This window comes from Hazenella coriacea, assembly GCF_004341825.1.
In the GTDB taxonomy this organism is placed as follows: Bacteria; Bacillota; Bacilli; order Thermoactinomycetales; family Thermoactinomycetaceae; genus Hazenella; species Hazenella coriacea.
The window spans coordinates 238,012-261,746 of sequence record NZ_SMAG01000002.1; the positions used below are offsets into that span (position 1 = coordinate 238,012).

Here is a 23,735-nt window from a genome sequence, read left to right on the forward strand (position 1 = left end):
TTCATTTTACTGAAACGTTACAACAAGTACTTAATCTTAAGGTGAAAAATGAAAGGTGTGTGAAGTGTGGAACTTTTTTCGGCGGATTATTTCACGGCTTTGATCACGATTATTGTCATTGACCTCGTATTAGGTGGTGACAATGCGATTGTCATTGGAATGGCTGCTCGTAATCTTCCCAAAGTTCAACAGAAGAAAGTTATTTTCTGGGGAACTGCTGGTGCTGTTATTGTAAGGATCTTAGCAACCTTAGTCGTTGTATGGTTGTTAAAAATCCCCGGACTCTTGTTAATTGGTGGGGTACTTTTAATTTGGATCGCTTACAAATTATTGACTGAAGAAAAAGGTCATGATGAGGTACAGGCAGGAAAAAGCACATGGGTAGCGATCAAAACGATTGTCATTGCAGACACTGTGATGGGGTTAGACAATGTCATTGCGGTTGGGGGAGCTGGTCACCAACATTGGAGCCTTGTCGTTATCGGTTTATTGGTAAGTGTTCCGATTGTTGTTTGGGGAAGTACATTATTTATTAAGTTAATTGAGAAATTCCCAGTTGTTTTATATATCGGCTCAGGTGTATTAGCTTTTACGGCTGCGAAAATGATTACTGACGAAAAAATACTAGCCACTTTTTTCGCCGAAAATGATTGGTTAAAATACGGATTTATGATCTGTGTGATTGCGGTTGTCTTACTTGTTGGAATATGGGCAAAAAATAAAAGAAAAACAGCTCCTACTAGTTAGAGAAAAAAGCAATTAGAAATAGTTATCATATGATTGCAGGAGGGGAATGATTGCTTGCCTAAATTAGAATATCGGCTTCTAGATGAGCTGAATCAATTCCCTTTAGTTAGCCAATATCGTGATATAAGCAAAGCTGAAATCTCTCTTCGCTTTTGTTGTGATTACTTTGTCAAAGGACGTAAAGTTTACCAGAAAACCTCTAGTGCATGCACGATGGATGATACTTATGTGATATACGTTGTTGAAGATCCAGAGGAACAGGTTGAGGATCAAGGTTTAGTATTTTTACCTGATTGGATTGGAATTCGAGTAGAAGTGCGGCAGTATCATGAAGAGCAAAGTAATTATCCCGTTGTATTAAAAAAACATTTTCATGATTTTCAAGATTCACTCCTATTTTTGATGAGTCATTTTGTCGAGATCAATGGTCTTGAATGGGAGAAAACATCGACAGAAGTTGATGAAAATAGAAAAGTATACGTTTATTATGCTCAACCTACAGGATCTTTCATTAAAGGGGGGCAACATGAATAAACAGTTAAATTCAGAGACAGAGGCGAGAGAAAAGAAAAAAAGTAAGCGTTTAGTGGGGTTGTTTGCTGCCTCGATGTTAGTGGTCCCTTTAACTGGTTGTGACGATGAAGTAGATCTGGAAGATCTATGCTTTGATGATGACTTTGACAAATATTGTGACGATGACGGAAGCACATATGATAGCAATAACTATGTGGTTTTAAATGGAAAGAGATTTGCTTATCTGAAAGATAATAGTAGTCTAGTTTCTGACTCAAGTAATTATAAAAAGGGTTTAGGTTCAGGATCAAGTAGTGGGGGTTGATTTATTTGCTCCGTTCATATTGCGAACGTAGGGAGGCGATTTATTCACCATTACGTGAGAAAGGAACTTTTACATGGGATACGATGTATCAGCAAGAGTATGCACTTGCTTCCATTCATCACGTATCATCGGCATTTCGTAAAGAAATAGCATTTGCTACAGAAAAGTTAGGACAGATTTTTGCTCGAACAACTCAAGTGGTTCAACATAGTTCAGATGAGTTGCTGAAAGAGCTAGGGATTCCACTTGAGGTTAGACAAGCTGTTCGCTTTACAATCTTACCGGAATTACCAACGATAATTGGAAGGTTTGATTTTGCGCACACCCCTGAAGGGTTAAAGATGTTAGAATTTAACAGCGATACACCAACAGGGATTGTGGAGTCTTTTTATGTAAATGGTAAGGCTTGTGAATTCTTTGGTTACCTGGATCCAAACCAGCATTTAAATCAGCATTTTGCAGTTGCTTTTCAACGGCTTATCTCTGAATATCAAAAGATGGGAATGCCAACCGACTCCATTTTCTTTAGCTCTTTGGATTGGCATGAAGAGGATGCGGGTACGACGAAATACTTAATGGAGCAGTCGGGGCTGTCAGCTTCATTCATTCCCCTCTCTTCCTTAGCGATCCATGGTGATCAACTTTTTGCATTAGATCCGCAAAGGGGAAATATACCGATCGACCTTTTGTATCGTCTCCATGCGTTAGAAATTCTAGCTGATGAATCTGATCTAGATGGATATCCTACAGGGGCTCATGTTTTACAGCTAGTGGCTAAGAAAAAGCTAGCTTTAATTAATCCACCTAGTGCTTTTCTTTCTCAAACAAAGGCGATGCAAGCTTTGATCTGGAGTTTACATGAGACAGGGATGTTTTTTACTGAGGAGGAACACTCTATTATTCGAACTTATATGCTACCTACTTATCTAGAAAATCCTTTTCATGGGAAAATATCTTATGTTCGTAAACCGATTTTTGGGAGAGAAGGAGGAGCTGTAACTTTATTTGAACGAGATGGAAGAGTTATTGAACAAGATATAGAGGATCAATATTGGGACCAAATGATGATCTATCAACAATTGGCTCCATTAGAAAATGTTGAAGTAGAAACCAAACGTGGGATCTACCAAGGGAAGCTTTTGTGGGGTTCATTTTTAATTGGTGGACAAGCCTCTGCGATTATAGCTCGTGTGGATCACAATATTACGGGGAATCTCTCATATTTTCTACCGATTGGTTTAAATCAGTAATAAAGGGGGGATCCATTTGACCCAAGTAGATGCGATGTTAAGTTTTGTCATGTATCTAGGAGTGTCTTTTCCTTTACTTCTTGTGGGCTTACTTGTTTTTATTTTTACTACTCCTTATAAGGAATATCAGATCATTCGTGAAGGAGCAGATACGAGTGATCCAGTAAAAATCAATGCAGCAAAGGCAGCTGCTCATGATTTAGGAGGAAAAATATTAGGACTGACCATCGTAGTCGCCTCAGCGATCTACAATTCAGTCAATCTACTTGATTTATTGATCTGGGGTGGGCTGGGTATTATTTTCCAGATCGTGGTTTTCTTCTTGTTTAATTTATTGGCTCCCTTTAGTGTTATTTCTGAAATTCCTAAGGGTAATATTGCAGTTGCCGTTTTTTCTTCCCGGCTTAGTATCGCTACGGGTTTACTAATGGCTGCTTTAATTAGTTATTAGAATGGTGAAACATAGCTGAATGATTGGTAGTGTTAAAGAATTAGACCTAGTGATCTTAGATCACTAGGTCTAATTTCCTTAAAGATGATCTTCTAATTTTACAAATTGAAATCCTTGTTTTTTGAGTTGAGGAATCGCTTTGATTAATCCTTCAGCCGTTCCTTGACTTGGTTGGTTAAAGTGGAGAAGCACAATAGAACCAGGCTTTGCCTCTAACATAGCTTTCTCTACTTGTGAAGCAGAAAATGTTGCGCCAGCATCTCCAATGATGTCGTAATTAACGATCTGTTCGCCTAATTTCTCAGTGATTTGTACAGAGACATCATCGACATAAGCGGTACCAGCCCGGAAAAACTTTGGCTTGCGACCTGTTAATTGAAATACTTTTTCTTCATTCTTGGTTACTTCGTCAATCACTTCATCGATGTTCTGGGTTCCTTGGATTCCATAGATCGATTTACCTGTCACAGATAAGGGACGATGTTGAGTACCATGATTTTCAATCTCAAATAAAGGATTTTTTGCTAACTCCATAAAAATCTCTTCATTCGCTTCGATCCAGCGATAGTTAACAAAAAGTGTAGCAGGTACTTTTTCTTCAACTAGATGATCAATAAGCTTTTGATCATACTTGCTTCCATGCTCTCCGCCACAAGCATCAAAGGTCAAGGCGATCACTTTTTCAGATGTAGGAAGCCGTTGAATGACTCCTGAAACATTGGGACCCCACTCCGTAGGTGTTTGGTTTTCAGCCATTGACTTCGCCTGTTCTTTTAATTGTTCAGCAGAAGCAGTGGCAGCCTCTGACAGTTGGGCAGGTGGATTGACGCTCTGAGAAGTAGCTGATTCTGTTTCTTGACAGCCACTGGCCCAGAGCATTGTTGAAAAAAGAAGGATCATGAGTGGTTTTTTCATAGTTCTTACCTCTTTACTTAGGGTTCATCTTGTTCAAACCAACCCTTTCTCTTAAACCAAAGATACATCACAAAAGCGATTGTGCCCATCAGTCCAAGGATGAAAAAATATCCATATGTCCATGTTAACTCAGGCATCCACTCGAAATTCATTCCATAGATTCCTGCAATAAAGGTAAGTGGCATGAAAATAGTGGTGATCACTGTTAAGGTCATCATGACTGAATTCATACGGTTGGAGTTGATCGATAAGTAGTGATCACGGATATCTGCTGTCACCTCACGGGTTGAATCGATCATTGAAGCTAGTTTTTCTATATGATCATGGATATCTTGATATAAGTGCTTCTCTTCAGTAGATAATTGGAGTCGATGTGAGTTCAGAATTCGGTACATCAGATCACGCATCGGCCATATGGTATGTCGTAACTTCAAGAGTTGCCGACGAATAGAAAAAATTTCGTTCATAAGTAGATGAACTTTCTGTTGAGTTCCCCCTGTTTTTACCTCCATATCGGCTACACGATCCTCGAGCTGTTGCGCAATAGGGAAATAATAATCAACTAACTTATCCAACAACTTGTATGTAATATAAGAGACGCCTGAAGAGTGTAAAGCAGACTCTGTTTTGATTCGGTCAAAGACTAGATCAACTTCAACAAGTTCTTCATGATGAAAAGTAACCACATAATTAGATCCCATAAATAAATCTAGCTCTTGAGCTTGACCAGTATGAGGGTTTAAGGCATGAAGCACAAAAAAAGCGTATGAATCATAGTAATCTAATTTGGGACGTTGTAAATAGTATAAACAGTCATCAATGGCTAAAGGGTGAAAGTTAAACTTCTCTAATTCTGAAGCCTCCTCAGAAGTGGGCATATTGAAATCTACCCAGTACCAAAGGATCTCTGGATTTTGAAGTGCTTCAACTTGAAGATTTTCCAATATTTGATGGTCTTTCGTAAAAGCAATACTTCGGATCACCCTCTGATGACCTCCCTTCCTTCAAAATGAACCTTTAATCGGAGTAATATATAATTTTATTACTCATACTAGAGGATAAATTTTATTATACATCGACCTGATCGATATTTCCTACTATTTTAAAATAACTTTTAACTCAATTTGAGCAAAACAACTTAAATAAATTAGAAATTAGATAGCTTGATTCAATGAACCTAGGAGGGAGATTATTCTGATGAGTAGCGACTTTTGCGGATCCGATCCGAGAGTGAGAGTGACCTAATGAGATTTAGATCTATATGTGACTAAAAAGGCTCATATGGGGTTTTAATAGAGTTGAATGAATATTTTTAGCGAAATTGTGCTATAAAATGACTCAAAATTTAAATGGCTTACGAATGTATAGATATAAAACGAGCTAAGTGACTTTGATTCAAAGAAAGTATCAACCACTATTTCAATTTCCTGTCAATTCACATAAAATATTCTTCTTAGTTATAAAATTATACATTAAAAATGTCAGATATTCCTATTGTGAATAAATTATGATTTGAAAAACATAAACCTAGGCAAATGAAGAGGTGATGATATAATAGAAAAGTGCTTGAGGGTGTAAAAAGAGCACTTGGTAAATAAATTTCTTTGCCTAATTGGGTGAAGTTTAATCCTATTTTTGTTACTATTATCTAATATAGAGATAGATTACCGATTTATTACTTAATAATGTTTTTTAAAAATGGCTAACTAAATGAAACAACTCTGATCGATGTTTTCGGAGAGAATATCTTAATCTAGTTGATCGAAACATCAATGAGGGTAAAGAAGAACTGGATAACAAACTCAACAGAATCTAGCAAAGCTGACCTGGAAGGTGATTTTGTGATTGAGATGCATGATGTGTGGAAGGTATATAAGAACGGTGTAGAAGCTCTTCGTGGAATCGATGTTCGAATCGATTTTGGTGAATTTGTGTATGTTGTGGGTCCAAGTGGAGCTGGAAAAAGCTCATTTATTAAGTTGATGTACAGAGAAGAAAAACCAACACATGGGGTTGTACTAATCAATGGTGTGAACGTGAAACGGGTTCGAGATTGGAAAATCCCACACGTTAGACGCAAAATCGGTGTTGTATTCCAGGATTTTAAACTACTTAATATGACCGCTTATGAAAATGTCGCTTTTGCGATGGAAGCTGTAGAAACTCCTAAACGGAAAATTAAACCACGTGTTCAAGAAGTACTAGAGTTAGTTGGTCTAGCAGATCGTATGAATGCTCTTCCTTCTCAATTATCTGGGGGAGAGCAACAACGGGTAGCTATTGCGCGAGCGATTGTCAATAACCCTAACTTTATTATTGCGGACGAGCCTACTGGAAACCTGGATCCCGAGAATTCGTGGGATATCATGTATTTATTAGAAGAGATCAATAAACGTGGCACTACGGTGGTCATGGCGACACACAATAAAGAAGTGGTTAACACCCTACGACAACGTGTGATTGCTATTGAGCAAGGACTAATCGTACGGGATGAGTTGGGAGGAGAATACGGTTATGAAGATTGATACCCTACTTCGTCACATTCGAGAAGCTTATCGTGGGGTTAAACGAAATGCTTGGATGAGCTTCTCAGCGATTAGTGCCGTAGCTGTAACTCTATTGATCTTTGGTATTTTCTTAGCGATGGCGTTTAACGTACGGTTTATGGCAGCACAATTGGATACACAGATGGCAATCCGTGCATCGATTAACCCAGGATTGAGTAATGCAGAAATGCAGGATCTAGTCAAGCAAGTCAAACAGGTTAGTGGTGTGAAAGATGCACAATTTGTATCAAAAAATGAAGGACTTCGCCAGATGAAACAGGGATGGGGCGAAGATGGAGAGAAATTCTTCTCAGGTATGGATGGCGCAAAAAATCCTCTACCTGATATGGTTTTGATCATTCCCGAAAAGCCAAAACAAATTGCTCAATTAGCTGGAGAGATTGAAAAGTTACAAAGTCAAGGAATTGATCAAGTTAACTTTGGTGAAGGAATTACGGATAAGCTCTTGGAATTTACAGATGTAGCTACGGTAGCTTTTCTGGTCTTTGCAGTGGGTCTAGCCGTTTTAGCTGCTTTCCTCATCTCAAATACGATTAAATTGACGATTATTGCACGTCAACGTGAGATTGAAATTCAACGTTTAGTAGGAGCGAGTAACTGGTTTATTCGTTGGCCGTTTCTAATCGAAGGAGCTTTTATCGGGGTTGTAGGGGCTATTTTACCAACAGTCTTCGTAAACGTTCTATACTTCTTTGCTTTTGACATTATTGGTGCGGGTGAACCGAATGCTATTTTGAAATTAATGCCTGTTACGACATTGGGAATATGGATCTCAGGTAGTATTTTCGTACTAGGTGTTATTATCGGAAGCAGTGGTAGTATCATCTCCGTTCGTCGTTTCTTAAAAATATAATCATGATCAAATCTTTAGTTTGGTTTTTAATAGATTTACACGACTGATTTACACAGAGGAGGTTTAGAGTGAAAAAGAAGATTCTAAGCATTGTACTAATCTTTGCTTGTCTATTTACATTATTTCCTTTAGAAATAGGCAGAGTACAGGCAAACTCCTCTAGTATTGATCAGAAAAGAGCAGACATCAAGGAACGAGATAAAGAAATCCAACAACTAGAAAAAAAGAAGAGCTTGGCTCAACGTGATCAGAAGGATTTGCTAGCTTATCTAAATGAAACCAAAAGTAAACTACAAGCTTATGACCAGAAGGTGTACGATCTCCAGCAAAAGGTGATTGCTGGAGAAAATCAATTAGAACAAATCGAAAAACAATTAAATCAACGTAGAGAGATTCTAAATGATCGCTTAAAAACGATCTACTTACAAGGAGATACCTTCTATCTAGAAACTCTCATTTCTTCTAATTCTTTTGGAGACTTTCTCCAACGTCTTCATGATATTCAAGCGATCAATCGAGCTGATCAACGTGTCTTAGATTCATATGAACAAGAGACAAAAAGATTGCAATCAGCACAGATGGATCATCAAAAAGATTTAGATGAATTGAAGCAACAAAAAGAGAAAGCTCAAGGGCTTTATGTAGAGCTCACGAAGAAACACCAACAACATCAAGAACAGATTCAATCCATTACTGAGAACCTCGAAGAGTTGGAAGAGGAAAATGAGAAAGCACGTCAAGAAGTGACTGCCTTAATTGCAAAAGCTGCTAAGCAAGCGGCTGAACGGGAACGAGAGAGAGAGCTTCTAGGAGAAAGAACTCCTACATATACAGGTGGGAAGTTCTATTGGCCTGTAGATGGTGGAACGTTAACTTCTAGCTTTGGTACAAGGTATCATCCAATTAAAAAGGTATACAAAAATCATGCAGGAATTGATATCGCTGCACCTATGGGGAGACCGATCAAAGCAGCTGCCCCTGGAGAAGTGATTGAAGCTCGTCCCTCCAATGGCTATGGTTACATCATTGTCATTTATCATGGTGATGGATTATCTACCTTATATGCTCACATGTATGCCCAAACAGTGAAAGTGAAAAAGGGAGACACGATTCAACGTGGACAAGTAATCGCTGAAGTAGGAAGTAATGGTTGGTCGACAGGACCACATTTGCATTTTGAAGTGCATACAGGTGGATCTCCCGTGGACCCCATGAGCTATTTTCGGTAAAGATCAGCGAGTAGTGACAGGAGGAGACTAAGATGAAAAAGAAGCTACTATCGGGGGCTTTGGCGGTCAGTCTAGCCTGTTCAACTTGGATCACAGATCATGTATTTGCGGCAGGTACTAACAACCCAGAGTCCCAGCTTAAAGAGATCCAAAACGATAAGTCAAAGGTTCAGGCTGATCTGAAGAAAGTAAAAGCAGACTATGATGAGAAGAAGAAAAAGTTAGAAGAACTTGAAAAGCAAGTGAGCGCTTTTGACCAACAAATCGCCCAGCATATGAAAGATTTAGAAGAGAATCAAGTTCACTTAGACCAACAACAAGAGAAGTTTAATAAAATGGTGGTTCGAATGTATGAGAATGGAGAGACTCACTATCTCTCTCAACTTGTAGGAGCGAGAACGTTTAGTGAGTTTTTACACCGCTTTGAATCAGTCCGTCTTTTTGCTCAACAAGAACAATCTGTCTTGAATGAATATGTCTCTTACAAGGAAAAAGTAGAGGCTAGTAAAAAGAAGATAGAAGATGAGAAAGAGAAGCAAGCTCCGATCTTAGCTGAAGCACAGGAAGAATATAAAGAAGTAGAGGCTATTGTAAACAAGCATAACAGCCAACTTGACCAGTTAGAAAAAAAAGAAGAAGTAGCTGAAGCAGCCATTGCCGAAAAGAATCGTTTGGCTCGTGAAGCTGCGATGAAAAAAGTAGCGAATTATGGTACAGGGGTATTTGCATGGCCTGCTCCAGGAACACGTCTTACTTCTCCATTTGGTTGGAGAAATGGTCGGTCGCATGATGGGGTTGACCTTGCTAATGGAAGCACAGGAAGCCCTATTATAGCAGCTGACTCTGGAACAGTTACTTTGATGAAAGATAATCCTGGTGGCTATGGCTACTATATAGTCATTAACCATGGGAATGGTCTTTCCACCCTGTATGCTCATATGTATCGCTCTACAGTGACAGTATCTCTGGGCCAAAAGGTGCAGAAGGGACAGAAAATCGCTGCGATTGGCAATAATGGAAGATCCACAGGTCCCCACCTTCACTTTGAAGTTCATAGAAATGGAAGACCTGAAGATCCTATGAAGTTTATTAAATAGTGATACATAGAGTTCAAGCTAGATCAACAATGATCGTTTGATTCTATAGTCCTATAAGAAGATGTGAATTGGTTAATATCCAATCATGTAAGAGATTTAGATTCTATCTATCATAGATGAAAGAGTCGTCTAGTAGGCTTAAATTAGTAATATTGACTCACTTGTTGATGCTTTCTCAATGGTTAGGAATATCGTACAAAACTTGCAGGAGGTCGATCTAGTTGTGCGAACTAGATCGACATTCCTAGTCTACTTGCCAAACTAGATGAGAAGAACTGATGGATCTGCAAATCTATTCAATGGGGGAGACTAAGTGAAGTTTGCATGGTTGAAAGTTAGTCTTGTGTTGATGTTCCTAGTAATCTTAGGTATGCCTCATACCGTATTTGCCGAGAAAGTATCAAAAGAAGAGTTAATGGCTGTACGTGACAAGAAGTATCATATGCTAGATGAGATCGCAGCACAGAACATCGAGCTGAAGAAATATGTGGATCAGATGAAACAAGCAGAGAATGAAATCAGTAAGATTCAAATAACTATGGCACCTGTTGAAGAGCGTTTGACCAAAGCTCAAGCAGATGCGAAGGTGTATGAAAAGTTGTTTCATGACCGTATTACTTTGGCTTATAAACAAGGGGAGATGAACTACTTATCCCATTTGTTATCTGCGGAAACATTTACCGATTTTATTCATCGCTATGATTCAGTTAGGATGGTAGTAAAGCAAGATCATCGGTTGTTACAAAAACGGATGGAGATTGTCCAGCAGATCGAAACGGAAAAAGCCAAGTATGACAAGCTCATCGATCAAATGGACGAGCAGGTTCAAAAATCGAAACAAGCTTATCAACAGCTACTTGAACAACAAAAAGGTAAGAAAGCGGAGCTTGCAAAGCTAGAAGATCTTTCCGAAATGTATCAAGATGAGCTGATTCGAATTAATCTTTACGAATGGAAACAGGGGAAACTAAAACGGACGTATCCAGGAAGTTTACAATGGCCTGTACCATCTCATGTAAAGGCTAATTCTGAATTTAATCTTAATCGAATACATCCGATTTATAAATATAAGCGTCCTCATAGGGGAATGGACTTCGCAGCACCTTACAATACACCCATTTATGCAGCTACTGATGGGGTTGTCGTAGCGAGTCAGCCAGCAAGTGGGTATGGTTGGTTGGTAGTCATTTATCATGGTGAGAAGAATGGAAAAAGTGTATTTACCTGCTATGGACATAGTGAGCGAAAACAGATAAAGGTTCGAGTCGGGGAAGATGTTATGGCAGGTCAAACCATTGCTGGGGTTGGAAGTAATGGTGACTCAACAGGTAATCATCTTCATTTTGAAGTTCGATATGGAAATGGGATTCATGCTCCGGCAGTAAACCCTAGAAACTGGTTTTGATAAATGGTTATCTTGAGAGAAAAGGAAAGCTATTTTAGGGGTTCGTCGAGCTATGTTCTCTATAAATATAATAGAGAACATAGCTCGATATATTTAAAACCAGATAAATCTACGATCGTAGATCAACAAGAATAGATTTTTCAGCAACATAGGGGGTACTACTAAAGATGGTAAAGAGAAATATATTGACATTTGCCCTTGCAACTTCCCTAGTAGTTACAATGTTACCAATCCAGGGCGCACATGCTGAAGATGCTAGAGATAAGATAAAAAAAGTTCGCGAAGAGAAAAAAAGTGTTTTAGATGAAATCAGCAAAACGAATAGCGAAATGAATGAACAACTGAAAGTGATGAAAGAAGCAGATCTGAAAATCAAAGAAATTGAAAAAGAAGTTGAACCCATCACTATTCAATTAAAACAAAAAGAAGATGAAGCAGCTGAGGTAGAAAAAGTTTTTAATGAACAAATGAAACGTCTCTATGAACAAGGTGAGACGAACTATATGGCTCAATTATTATCTGCTCCATCATTTAATGAATTTCTTAACCGTTTTGATTCGATTCGCCTGATGGCTAAACGCGATTATACAATCGTTGAACAACGGTTAGTTGCTGTGGAGGCTGTCAAAAAAGAGAAAGCCAAATACGATGTTTTAATTAAAAAACAGAGCGAACAGGTAGAGATTGCTCAAGAAGCTTATAAGAAACTACAAGCAAAACTGACAGAAAAAAATAAAGATCTGAATAAAATTGAGGAATTTGAAGAGCTTCATGAAGAAGAGATCATTCAGATTAACTTAAAAGAATGGCATAGTGGGAAGTTGCGCTTTCCATTCCCTGGAGTTTTACAACGTCCTAGCAAAGCAACGATGACCTCAGACTATGGTTATCGCTATCATCCGATTTTCAAAACGAAAAAAATGCATGCGGGAATTGACTATGCTGGACCCACTGGAACCCCGATCTATGCTTCTGCCAATGGGGTAGTGGTCTCTAGTAAAGCTTCGAGTGGTTATGGCTGGTTAATCACGATTTATCATGGGGATCGTAATGGAAAACGTGTTTTCACTCGATATGCACATAGCTTCCCTCATCAAGTGAAAGTACGTGTTGGGCAGGAAGTAAAAGCAGGGGAGCAGATTACCTCTATTGGAAATAATGGATATTCGACAGGACCTCACTTACACTTTGAATTACGTTATGGTCATGGGGATAACCCACCTTCTGCAGATCCAAAAATGTTTTTGCGTTAAGTAATCAATTAATGAGATTATATAAAGAGAAACTGTGAGTGAAATCTCGCCACTGGCTGATGGACTCTCTGACTTGGCTGATGACTAATTTTGCAACAAACTTCATACATTTAGGTATGTACAAGACTATTCTTGTCTCCTTTGGGTAAGGAATAGTCAAAAGGTGGTGGAAGCATGAATTTTCGCGGACGGACAGTCGCATTTATCGTTGCTATTACAATGATTTTTAGTAGCTTAGGTACGGCTGTCATTGTAGGAAGTGGGGGGATTTTAGATCAACTCTCCAATGGAAGCTTGTTATCTACATCTGCCCCAGGTCCAAGCTCCAATTACGATGATCACTCTAAGAAAATTGAAGAAGCGTATAACTTGATTCGTTCCCAATATGTACGTGATGTTAGTGATCAAAAGTTAATAGACGGAGCTATTCAAGGAATGGTAGGGGCCTTAGGTGATCCCCATTCGGCATATATGGACCCTAATCAAGCCAATCAGTTCAAGTCAGATCTTCAATCATCGTTTACGGGAATTGGTGCCGAGGTGACGATGAAAAACGGAAGGTTAACGATTGTCTCTCCTTTTAAGGAATCCCCAGCCGAAAAAGCGGGGATTCAGCCAGAAGATCAAGTGATTAAAGTAAACGGTGAGAGTCTTGAAGGAATGAATGTGAATGAAGCCGTCAGCAAAATTCGGGGTCCCAAAGGATCAAAGGCAAAGCTAGAAATTGTTCGCCCAGGTGTTCAGGATGTTCTAAATATCACTGTGATTCGTGATGTGATTCCTTTAGAAACTGTGGAAGCAGAAATGATTAACAATGAGATTGGACGAATCACGGTCAGCCAATTCTCAGAAGACACAGCCACTGACTTTGCTAAAGGACTGAAAAATTTAGAGCAAAAAGGGATGAAGGGGCTTGTGATTGATGTACGAGGGAATCCAGGCGGACTTCTACCCACTGTTTTAAAAATGTGTGATGAGCTAGTTCCTGATAATAAAGTAGTCTTAATGACCGAGGACAAAAGTGGGAAACGAACGGTATATCGTGCAGAAGGAAATAAAGATTCAAAGTCTTATCCCATTGCAGTACTCATTGACCGGGGAAGTGCTAGTGCATCAGAGATTTTAGCTGCTGCGTTGAAAGAGGCAGGCGGTCATACCCTCGTTGGGGAGACTACCTTTGGTAAGGGAACGGTTCAGTCAGCAAGAGATTTCTCAGATGGAAGTAATCTAAAGCTGACCATCGCTAAATGGCTTACTCCTAAAGGTACTTGGATTGACCAACATGGAGGGACCAAAGGGATTAAACCAGACGTTCCAGTGAAATATCCTGATTATGTGACTGCGGTTCCTCCACAGCCAAACCAACCTCTCAAGAGGGATCAAAACTCTGTAGAGGTTAAGCAATTACAGATTGTATTAGAAGCGTTGGGATATAAAACAGGTCGAACAGATGGATACTTTGATCAGCAAACAGAATTAGCTGTGAAGGCATTCCAAAAAACAAAAAATATCGCAGTTACGGGTCAATTAGATCCCAAAACGGCTGATCACTTAAGAGAATCCTTGAATGACTTAAAACGAGATCCTAAAAATGATGTTCAACTACAAGTAGCAATCCAAGTGTTAAAGAAAAAAATTCAATAAAAAAGCCTTTACCATCCAATCTTTGACTGATCTTTATAATAAGATCCAATCAAGATACAAACTCGACCAATCGGGTGGCTTGATCATGAACCTAGGAGGGGCGATGGTTCTCTGACGAACGACTTTTGCGGATTCGATCCGAGAGTGAGACAGAGAAATAGCGACTCGACGGGATCTAAATCCATATGTCATTAAAATTGCTCATATAGAGATACAAGGAATTAACAGCTAGATGTCGAAAATACCCCCAAAGCGATTTAAATATGGGGGTATTTTTTCTGTGGAGGCGATTGGAATTTGGGTTCGCTTTGGACGGATTCACTTCATTTAGCAAAAGCTTGGAGCTGGATGATTACTCAGCCCGGATTTGCTTTGATAATGGCTCTACCGATTATGCATGTTCTCAGTTTACTCCATAAGGAGGATAAGCTATATGGTGTGAGAATCGAGGCACCTACCCCGTTAGTTTTACGCATGTGGTTGTTAGGGATCATTACCGGGATTCTATGTACAGGAATATTTGCTACGTGGACTTGGAATGTTCATTTATCTGAAGTCTACCTGATTTGGGGGATGACGTTTCTCTTTAGTTTGTTTGGAATCCGATTTGCTTGTATCGCTTACTCAGTTGGAATCCTCTCTGTCTGTAGTTTGCTTGTCAATCAGATCGGGAGTGTGCCTCTGACAGCACCTTGGGGACAGTGGTGGGAGATTTTACATCGATTTTCAATGGAAGAATGGCTGATTTTAGTCGGTTTGCTTCATATCATGGAAGGGATCTTGATTCGCTTAGATGGAGCAAGTGGCATTCACCCTGTTCAAACGAAACATCGGGATGGAAAGCAGGTGAACGGTTTTTTACTTGCTAAAGGATGGCCGGTACCATTGATGCTTACTTCTCAAGTGGGTTGGCTACCCTTACCTGTTTTTTTGTCCTACTCGCTTGTGAATTTGTCTAAATCGAATGAACGACAACGGAGACTGGCATCTACATTAACAATCCTGTACGGTTTTTCAGTCCTGTTGGTTCTCTATTTTCTCTCAGAACAAGTGATTGGAAAATGGCTGAGTACTCTTTGGGTAATCGGAGGGCATGAAGGGATTTATCAATGGAGTCGTTGGAACGAGCATCGCAAGGAACCCATGTATGTGTCAGATACAAATGGGATTCGTGTCCTTGCTGTTCACCCAAATTCCCCCGCCCAAGTGATGGGGATCCGCACAGGGGATATTATTCAACGGATCAATGGGGTAGTGATCCAGTCCATGCAAGATATCGAGGAAGCAACCCAACGATCCGCCACTTGTAAGTGTGAAGTTTTAGATCGAAATATGAACCGCCATATGATGCAAAAAGCTTTATATGAAAATGATCCTCGTAATTTAGGTGTTGTAGGAGCTACAATGATCGATCCACCGGATTTTCAATCGAAAAGAGCAATGCAGACCAACTGAGATTATAGACACCAAAACTAAATAAAAAAAGAAAGTAAATCAATTAGGCTCTTCCTTCTTGGATCCATATAAGGAGGAGCCTTTTGTTTACATTCAATAAGGAAAACCTTCAACCAAGATAGCCATATATGAAACAGGTAAAGGAAAAGAAGTGACAATTTTAAATGGTGAAGTACCTAATCGAGCCAGTGCCTTCTTTCCAAACCGAATACAATTAAAACCAAACCGATTACTTCTGTGACACAGATGAGAAAAGGTAATACTCCATAACCATTGAGTAGCTGAGTATAGTGTCCAATTGGATAACCTATATTGTGAATAATAAAGGTTTGAAGATAAGTTCGTTTGCCTATTTGCCAGTAAAATTCTTCTTTGGTATAGGAACCATCCGATTGAACTTTCCATAATCGAAACTTTAGCATTTCTTCCAATCCATTTTTATAATGTTTTAAATGATTGTAATTCGAATCCTTATCATCGATTCTATTTCTTTCATCTCTCACTTCGTAGTCAGAAGTCTCTTCTAAGATCATTAGTTGTTCTTGATTGGTTTTATGATCTTTTAGTAAAAAAATGGAAATATCTTCTTCCAGTGAAAGTAGTTCCTCTCCTACAATGTCTATTGATGAACGTACTAATAAGCGATTGTTTAGTGTATCTAATTGTTTACCATTCAGATAAATTTCAATATCCCCAACCCAAATAGATTCCTTGGCTTCATTGCTAACAAAGATTGACTTCTTGACCTCTTTTTTAGGTTTTAAAGTTAATTCTACTTTATGGTTTTTATGTATAAAGGTAAGGTGATCGGGTGGGGCTGGCTGATCGGGATCTTTAAGAGGTTCTCGATGTTGTGATGTAATATAATCCATTTCGTAGCGATTATTGACGCTGTAGTCATAGATGACTTCCATAGACATTAATATAATCCCATATAAAGAAAGAAGAGAGAGGACGATTCCACAAATTCCGATCCAATTAAGGTGTACCTTTTTCCATAATTTCATATGCTCACTCCGTTGAGAGGAAGGTGTTTGCCTTCACAATAACATATATATTCAGTACGGACTTCTCTTCTTCTTAGTAAGGTACAAGCTCATAGAGGGAGAAAATCAAGCTCCGACGCTACATAGGAGAGGTAATACTCATCGATATTACTGAGAATATCTATTTTGTAGTCATACAGTAGCGGAGATTTACGATAAGTTGAGATTTATATGTTTAGAGGGTTCTTTTTTCTTGAAAGGGGAACCCTTGTATAGGAAAGAACTTACGTTCCCCTGGATAAGGGCATATGTTATAATAATCATTATGGAATGAGAGGTGAGTACCAAATGGAAGGTCAATTTCAATTGGTTTCGGAGTTTCGGCCTCAAGGAGACCAACCCCGAGCGATTCAGCAATTAGTGGAAGGGATCAAGCAAAGAAAGAAAGCCCAGATTCTATTAGGGGCAACCGGTACAGGGAAAACCTTTACAGTTGCAGAGACGATTGCTCGTGTGAATAAACCCACTTTGGTAATCGCTCATAATAAAACGTTAGCAGCTCAGCTTTGTGGAGAGTTGAAGGAATTTTTCCCACATAATGCAGTGGAGTATTTTGTTAGCTATTATGACTATTATCAGCCGGAAGCTTATATCCCTTCTAGCGATACTTATATAGAAAAAGATGCATCGATCAATGATGAGATTGATAAATTACGTCACTCTGCAACGAGTGCTTTGTTTGAGCGGAAAGATGTGATTATTGTTGCAAGTGTCTCATGTATATATGGTTTGGGTTCCCCTGAGGAATATGGGGACTTAGTTTTGTCCTTACGAGTTGGAATGGAACGAGAACGAAATGAAGTGTTACGTAAGTTGGTTGACATACAATACCAACGGAATGATATCAACTTTACACGGGGAACTTTTCGTGTTCGTGGTGATGTGATTGAAATTTTCCCTGTCTCTCGCAGTGAGCAAGCGGTGCGTGTAGAGTTTTTTGGCGATGAGATTGAGCGTATTCGTGAAATTGATGTGATTACAGGTGAAATCCTCGGTGACCGTGAACATGTAGCTATTTTCCCGGCTTCGCACTATGTAACCAAAGCAGAAGTGATGGAGAGAGCATTAAAGGACATTGAAGCAGAGTTGGAAAAACAGTTAGCCGAATTTAAAAATCAAGGTAAATTACTTGAGGCTCAACGCTTAGAACAGCGAACTCGATATGATATGGAAATGATGAGGGAAGTTGGCTTTTGTTCGGGAATTGAAAACTACTCACGCCATCTGGTAGGGAAAAAGGCAGGGGAATCCCCCTTCACCTTGATGGACTATTTTCCAGATGACTTCTTGATTATTGTGGATGAATCACATGTCACTCTTCCGCAGATTCGTGGCATGTATAATGGGGACCAAGCACGAAAGAATGTATTAGTGGAACATGGTTTTCGTTTACCTTCAGCCAAAGATAACCGTCCGCTTCAATTTGAAGAATTTGAAGAGAAGATTCATCAAATCCTGTTTGTTACTGCGACACCAGGACCTTATGAATTGGAGCACGCCCCTGATGTGGTGGAACAAATTATCCGCCCTACAGGTCTTCTCGATCCTGTGATTCATGTTCATCCGATCCAAGGACAGATTGATCATCTGATTGGTGAAATCAATCAACGAATTGCCTGTAACGAAAGGATTTTAGTGACTACCTTGACGAAAAAGATGGCAGAAGATTTGACGGACTATCTGAAAGAGATGGGAATCAAGGTCAGGTATTTGCATTCAGATATTAAAACAATTGAACGAATGGAGATTTTACGGGATTTACGATTGGGTGAATTTGATGTATTGATTGGGATTAACTTGCTCAGAGAAGGTTTAGATTTGCCTGAGGTGTCATTGGTCGCTATTTTGGATGCGGATAAGGAAGGCTTTCTACGTGCGGAGCGGTCGCTCATTCAGACGATCGGTCGAGCGGCTCGGAATGCCAATGGTCAAGTGATTATGTATGCAGACAAGATCACTGACTCTATGCGGAAAGCGATAGATGAGACCGAACGCAGACGCCAAATCCAGATTGCCTACAATGAAAAACATGGAATTACTCCGAAAACGATTCAGAAGAAAATCCGTGACGTGATTGAAGCGACGAAAGTTGCTGAAGAACCAGCATCATATCAAGTAGCATCGAAAACGAAGGCAATGACAAAGAAAGAAAGACAACGACTCATTGAGCAAATGGAAAAAGAGATGAAAACAGCAGCGAAGGAGTTGCACTTCGAACGTGCAGCTGAATTGAGAGACTTAATTATTGAGTTAAAAGCGGAGGGAGTATAATTCGTTCATGGCACAAGAGAATATTGTGATTCGTGGTGCACGTGTACACAACTTAAAAGAGATTGATGTAACGATCCCTCGAGATCAATTTGTCGTAATCACTGGGTTAAGTGGGTCAGGGAAATCTTCACTCGCTTTTGATACGATCTATGCAGAAGGACAGCGACGTTATGTAGAGTCGCTGTCCGCGTATGCCAGACAATTCCTTGGACAGATGGATAAGCCAGATGTAGATGTGATTGAAGGACTTTCTCCAGCGATCTCGATTGATCAAAAAACAACAAGCCGTAATCCGCGTTCAACAGTGGGGACAGTGACAGAAATTTATGACTATCTGAGATTATTATTTGCTCGAGTGGGTCACGCATTCTGTCCAAAACATGGTATTGAAATCACTTCACAAACGGTTCAACAAATGGTGGATCGAATTATGGATCTCCCAGAACGTACCCGGATTCAGATCATGTCTCCATTGGTGAAAGGACGTAAAGGAGAACATGTGAAGTTGCTTCAAGATGTGTCACGGCAAGGTTATGTAAGGGCACGGATCGATGGGGAAATTGTTGATTTAGCAGAGGATATCAAGTTAGAAAAGAATAAAAAACATACAATCGAAGTAGTTGTAGACCGGATTGTAGTAAAGCCAGGTGTAGAAACTCGATTGTCAGACTCCATCGAGATGGCACTTGGTTTATCAGAAGGTGAAGTATTAGTTGATGTAATCGATGGAGAAGAATTACTCTTTAGCCAAAACCTTGCCTGCCCAGAGTGTGGATTTAGTATCGATGAGTTGTCACCTCGGATGTTTTCGTTTAATAGTCCTTTTGGTGCTTGTTCAACTTGTGATGGCTTAGGCAGTCGTATGGAGATCGATCCTGATCTAGTTATCCCTAATCCGCAACTCTCATTAACTGAGGGCGCGATTGATCCGTGGGCTAGTTCAACAAGCAATTATTATTCACAGCTTTTACAAGCCGTTTGTATTCACTTTGATATTGATCAACAAAAGAGATTTGTGGAGTTAAGTGATAAAGAAAAAGAGCTGATCTTATATGGCTCTAAAGAACGTTTTCCTTTTCGCTATACCAATGATATGGGCTTTACCCGTGATAGTAACGCTGTCTTCGAAGGGGTTATTCCTCATCTGAAACGACGTTATCGTGAAACGGCTTCTGAAATGATTCGAGAACAGTTGGAAGTTTATATGACAACCAAAGCATGTCCAACTTGTAAAGGGGCTCGGCTAAAAAAAGAGATACTCCATGTCTTGGTTGGCGGTAAAAATATGGACTATGTGACACGTTTGTCGATTGCGGATGCATTAGATTTCTTTCAACAACTTTCTCTCTCTGAAAAAGAGATGCAGATCGCTCGACAAGTATTAAAAGAAATCAGAGAACGCCTTGGATTCTTAGTCAACGTTGGTCTGAACTACCTCACCTTAAATCGTTCCGCTGGCACTTTATCAGGTGGAGAAGCCCAACGAATTCGGCTAGCTACCCAGATTGGTTCTAGCTTGATGGGAGTCTTATATATTTTGGATGAGCCTAGTATTGGCTTACATCAAAGGGATAACAATCGTCTGATCACTACTTTGGAGAAAATGCGCGATTTAGGGAATACACTGATCGTCGTTGAACATGATGAAGATACGATGTTAGCGAGCGATTATATTATTGATATTGGACCTGGGGCTGGCGCTCATGGTGGACAAGTGATAGCAGTAGGGACTCCTCACGAAGTGATGCAACATGAAAGCTCTTTAACTGGACAGTATTTAAGCGGGAGGAAGTTTATCCCCTTACCTATTGAACGACGAACTCCTAATGGAAAATGGCTAAGTATTTTTGGAGCCAATGAACACAATCTTCGTAAGGTGAATGTCCAGTTTCCACTCGGGCTTTTCACATGTGTGACTGGGGTATCTGGCTCAGGAAAGAGTACTCTTGTCAACGAGATTTTATTGAAAGCCCTCGCTAGACAACTGAATCGTGCCAAATCATTACCAGGAAAACATGAGCGGATCGAAGGAATGAATCACCTAGATAAAATTATCAGTATTGATCAATCTCCTATCGGTCGTACTCCACGAAGTAATCCGGCTACTTATACAGGAGTATTTGATGATATTCGTGAAGTATTTGCCTCTACACAAGAAGCAAAAGTACGAGGCTATCAAAAGGGACGGTTTAGCTTTAATGTGAAAGGTGGGCGTTGCGAAGCCTGCCGAGGTGATGGAATTATTAAAATCGAGATGCACTTTTTGCCAGATGTATACGTTCCTTGTGAAGAATGTAAGGGAAAGCGATATAACCGGGATACCTTGGAAATTAAGTATAAAGGTAAAAATGTAGCTGATGTGTTGGAGATGACGATTGAGGAAGCCTTGGAGTTCTTTCAAAACATTCCTCGAATCAAACGAAAACTACAAACCTTATCTGATGTAGGTTTAGGATATATGAGGCTAGGACAACCAGCAACTACATTATCGGGTGGGGAAGCCCAACGGGTAAAATTGGCTTCTGAGCTGTACAAACGGAGTACAGGGCGAACCTTATATATTTTGGATGAACCTACAACTGGTTTGCATATCGATGATATTGCCCGTCTCCTAAAGGTTTTACAACGTCTCACAGAAAATGGAGACACCGTGTTAGTCATCGAACATAATCTAGATGTGATCAAAACTGCTGACTACATTGTGGACTTGGGTCCTGAAGGAGGGAGTGGAGGAGGTACCATCATCGCAACGGGGACTCCTGAAGAAGTCGCTGAAACCAAGGGTTCCTATACTGGACAATTCCTCGCTCCTATTCTAGACCGAGATCGTCAACGGATGGAAAAGTATATGGAGGAATTGGCTACAACTCAAGAAGTGAGTACAGGTCAGTAGTGTCCATTTACCCAAAGTTAAAAGTCGATTTTTGGTCTAAATGAATTTGTCCTACTACTTAGCTTTTTCGTAAGGCACAAATCTAACTTCTGATAAAATCGGCTTCAACGTTTTCGCTGATTCCACTACCACTATTAGATTCAGAAAATTAGAGTGATGGCTAAGGAATCACAAAGTGGGTACATTAAAAAAGCAAGGCGTTTTAACTCACCCGTAAAAGGAGTGGTTCAGGAATGCCAAATAATAACAAGCTCGTTGTTCCTAAAGCTGCTGATTCGTTGGATCAGATGAAAAACGAGATTGCTAATGAATTTGACGTTGACCTGGGAGCAGATACATCTGCCCGCGCCAATGGAGCTGTGGGTGGTGAAATGACCAAACGCCTTGTCGCAATGGCTTCACAAATGCTGAGCCAAAAGAAGTAGAAGAAGGGGGAGATTACTCTCCCTTCTTTTTTATTTCAAAAATAGATTTTCTAAAGTTTGATACTTGTACTAATTTAGTGAGAAGAACATAGAGTATAATTAAGAATGATTATTAATCAATCATGTTGTATGGCCCATCGATGATCTTGAAACTCTTTTTTCAGCAACGCTCTGAGTGATGGAGTAGTTTTGAAAAAAGAGTTTCCTTGTTTCATTACAGAAAATGAAGGATCGATCCGTTTAGGAGGAAACTATGATTCGTTTGATTCGAAATTACTATGTGGAATTCATCATGGTTCTCATTTTGATTTCCTTTTTTTATTTACTGATGAATGGGTTTAGTTTGTTTACTGAAATAGCTGATTGGACTCGGGGTTGGAGTGAGGGGGTTTCCCCGAAGCTTTTGAATCTATCTACGATTTTTCTCAGTATTTTTATCGAGGGTCTTCCTTTTATACTGATGGGTGTGTTTATTTCTAGTATCATTCATGTGTTTGTAAAGGAAGAAATGATCTGGCGATGGTTGCCTCAACACTCGTTAGTCTCTGTTCCACTCGCAGCGATTCTAGGATTGATCTTACCGATCTGCGAGTGTGGAATTGTTCCCGTTGCTCGGCGCTTAATCCAAAAGGGGTTGCCTTCGTATGTGGCATTTACTTTTTTATTGGCTGCCCCGATTATTAACCCAGTGACGATTGTATCTACATATGTAGCTTTTGGAGATAGTTGGGACATGGTGACGACCCGTTTATTACTGGCTGCGGGGATTGCAGTTGTGATGGGTTGGCTTTTTCAATTAGTGTTTAAAAGCAGAGATGTTCTGAAAAAGGAGAAGGAACACACTACTTGTGATTCTGGTTGTGAGGGACACACGGATGCGATTCATACAGATCACAGTCATCAGCATGATCATAGTCATGGAGATTCTTGCGATGGAGATCATCAGGGAAAAGGAAAATGGAACCATACCATTTACCATGCAGTCTTTGAGTTTTTCGATATGGGAAAATACTTTGTGATGGGAGCACTCATCGCAGCTTCTTTCCAAACATTGATTGGGCTCAATGTGATTAAAAGCTTTGGCGAACAAGAGTGGTTGGCAGTTCTGATTATGATGGCTCTAGCTTTTGGTTTATCCATTTGTTCATCGGCAGATGCTTTTGTCGCTGCTTCTTTCCGTTCTTCTTTGGGAACAGCTCCAATGGCTGCATTTCTCGTTTATGGACCGATGATGGATTTGAAGAATGTATTGATGATGCTTGGAAGTTTCAGAAAGTCAGTCGTACTCTTTTTCTTTTTGGGAACGACAGTATTAACCGTGCTCTCTGTCTTTTTGTTTATATAGACCAGCAATGATTCGTTTTGCTAGTCATTGATTTCAACTTGAAATTTTTTG

General features: G+C 39.7%; 20 protein-coding genes. 17 read left to right on the forward strand and 3 right to left on the reverse strand.

Annotated features, from left to right (window positions below; translation table 11 throughout):
- The first annotated feature begins 66 nt into the window (after positions 1-66).
- From EDD58_RS04470 to EDD58_RS04490, 5 genes are read left to right on the forward strand one after another with little or no spacing between them, the layout of a single operon-like run.
- Positions 67-747: a TerC family protein gene (locus EDD58_RS04470; RefSeq protein ID WP_131923647.1), complete on the forward strand. Its 681-nt coding sequence runs from the start codon at positions 67-69 to the stop codon at positions 745-747.
- Between the two features lie 54 nt (positions 748-801).
- Positions 802-1,281 carry a hypothetical protein gene (locus EDD58_RS04475; RefSeq protein WP_131923648.1) on the forward strand — a complete coding sequence of 160 codons (480 nt, stop codon included), beginning with the start codon at positions 802-804 and terminating at the stop codon, positions 1,279-1,281.
- Positions 1,274-1,585 (forward strand): hypothetical protein, encoded by a 312-nt coding sequence (locus EDD58_RS04480; protein ID WP_131923649.1) that lies wholly within the window; start codon positions 1,274-1,276, stop codon positions 1,583-1,585. Before EDD58_RS04475 ends, EDD58_RS04480 begins: the two co-directional genes overlap by 8 nt.
- 5 nt (positions 1,586-1,590) lie before the next feature.
- Positions 1,591-2,835, forward strand: a complete 1,245-nt coding sequence (locus EDD58_RS04485; protein WP_131923650.1) for a glutathionylspermidine synthase family protein — start codon at positions 1,591-1,593, stop codon at positions 2,833-2,835.
- A 16-nt stretch (positions 2,836-2,851) separates the two neighbouring features.
- The gene (locus tag EDD58_RS04490; RefSeq protein WP_243648654.1) at positions 2,852-3,286 is read left to right on the forward strand and encodes a DUF350 domain-containing protein; all 435 of its coding nucleotides are present in this window, start codon (positions 2,852-2,854) and stop codon (positions 3,284-3,286) included.
- 78 nt (positions 3,287-3,364) lie between these two features.
- Here EDD58_RS04490 and EDD58_RS04495 read toward each other — a convergent pair whose 3' ends face one another.
- Together EDD58_RS04495 and corA are read right to left on the reverse strand one after the other, a co-directional pair.
- Positions 3,365-4,201 carry a polysaccharide deacetylase family protein gene (locus EDD58_RS04495; RefSeq protein WP_207903251.1) on the reverse strand — a complete coding sequence of 279 codons (837 nt, stop codon included), beginning with the start codon at positions 4,199-4,201 and terminating at the stop codon, positions 3,365-3,367.
- A gap of 17 nt (positions 4,202-4,218) precedes the next feature.
- The gene (gene corA / locus EDD58_RS04500) at positions 4,219-5,184 is read right to left on the reverse strand and encodes a magnesium/cobalt transporter CorA (protein WP_131923651.1); all 966 of its coding nucleotides are present in this window, start codon (positions 5,182-5,184) and stop codon (positions 4,219-4,221) included.
- Between the two features lie 858 nt (positions 5,185-6,042).
- On the opposite strand from corA, the gene ftsE reads away from it, so the two are divergent.
- The 8 genes from ftsE to EDD58_RS04540 all read left to right on the forward strand — a co-directional run bounded on the left by ftsE (position 6,043) and on the right by EDD58_RS04540 (position 15,704).
- Positions 6,043-6,726, forward strand: coding sequence for a cell division ATP-binding protein FtsE (gene ftsE / locus EDD58_RS04505; RefSeq protein ID WP_131923652.1), 684 nt, complete (start codon positions 6,043-6,045; stop codon positions 6,724-6,726).
- Positions 6,716-7,621 (forward strand): permease-like cell division protein FtsX, encoded by a 906-nt coding sequence (ftsX, locus tag EDD58_RS04510; RefSeq protein ID WP_165875795.1) that lies wholly within the window; start codon positions 6,716-6,718, stop codon positions 7,619-7,621. The genes ftsE and ftsX overlap by 11 nt, the downstream gene beginning before the upstream one ends.
- A 68-nt stretch (positions 7,622-7,689) precedes the next feature.
- Complete coding sequence (locus EDD58_RS04515; RefSeq protein ID WP_131923654.1) at positions 7,690-8,850, forward strand: murein hydrolase activator EnvC family protein; 1,161 nt, start codon at positions 7,690-7,692, stop codon at positions 8,848-8,850.
- A 32-nt stretch (positions 8,851-8,882) separates the two neighbouring features.
- Entirely contained in the window at positions 8,883-9,947 is a 1,065-nt protein-coding gene (locus EDD58_RS04520) for a murein hydrolase activator EnvC family protein (protein ID WP_131923655.1), read from the forward strand.
- Positions 9,948-10,260: 313 nt separating this feature from the next.
- Positions 10,261-11,352: a murein hydrolase activator EnvC family protein gene (locus tag EDD58_RS04525; protein ID WP_131923656.1), complete on the forward strand. Its 1,092-nt coding sequence runs from the start codon at positions 10,261-10,263 to the stop codon at positions 11,350-11,352.
- 167 nt (positions 11,353-11,519) lie between these two features.
- Positions 11,520-12,605 (forward strand): peptidoglycan DD-metalloendopeptidase family protein, encoded by a 1,086-nt coding sequence (locus EDD58_RS04530; RefSeq protein WP_131923657.1) that lies wholly within the window; start codon positions 11,520-11,522, stop codon positions 12,603-12,605.
- Between the two features lie 174 nt (positions 12,606-12,779).
- The gene (locus tag EDD58_RS04535; protein WP_131923658.1) at positions 12,780-14,249 is read left to right on the forward strand and encodes a S41 family peptidase; all 1,470 of its coding nucleotides are present in this window, start codon (positions 12,780-12,782) and stop codon (positions 14,247-14,249) included.
- Positions 14,250-14,546: 297 nt separating this feature from the next.
- Positions 14,547-15,704, forward strand: coding sequence for a PDZ domain-containing protein (locus tag EDD58_RS04540; RefSeq protein WP_131923659.1), 1,158 nt, complete (start codon positions 14,547-14,549; stop codon positions 15,702-15,704).
- 176 nt (positions 15,705-15,880) lie between these two features.
- Here the strand turns inward: EDD58_RS04540 and EDD58_RS04545 are convergent, their stop codons facing one another.
- A complete protein-coding gene (locus tag EDD58_RS04545; protein ID WP_131923660.1) occupies positions 15,881-16,711 on the reverse strand; it encodes a hypothetical protein in 831 nt (276 codons plus the stop codon).
- Positions 16,712-17,038: 327 nt separating this feature from the next.
- Between EDD58_RS04545 and uvrB the strand changes: the two genes are divergently transcribed.
- From uvrB to EDD58_RS04565, 4 genes are all read left to right on the forward strand, one after another.
- Positions 17,039-19,021 carry an excinuclease ABC subunit UvrB gene (gene uvrB / locus EDD58_RS04550; protein ID WP_131923661.1) on the forward strand — a complete coding sequence of 661 codons (1,983 nt, stop codon included), beginning with the start codon at positions 17,039-17,041 and terminating at the stop codon, positions 19,019-19,021.
- Between the two features lie 7 nt (positions 19,022-19,028).
- The gene (gene uvrA, locus EDD58_RS04555; protein WP_131923662.1) at positions 19,029-21,914 is read left to right on the forward strand and encodes an excinuclease ABC subunit UvrA; all 2,886 of its coding nucleotides are present in this window, start codon (positions 19,029-19,031) and stop codon (positions 21,912-21,914) included.
- A gap of 233 nt (positions 21,915-22,147) precedes the next feature.
- On the forward strand, positions 22,148-22,339 hold the full coding sequence (locus EDD58_RS04560) for an alpha/beta-type small acid-soluble spore protein (protein ID WP_131923663.1): 192 nt from the start codon (positions 22,148-22,150) through the stop codon (positions 22,337-22,339).
- Between the two features lie 253 nt (positions 22,340-22,592).
- Positions 22,593-23,684 (forward strand): permease, encoded by a 1,092-nt coding sequence (locus EDD58_RS04565; protein WP_131923664.1) that lies wholly within the window; start codon positions 22,593-22,595, stop codon positions 23,682-23,684.
- Positions 23,685-23,735: the final 51 nt, after the last annotated feature.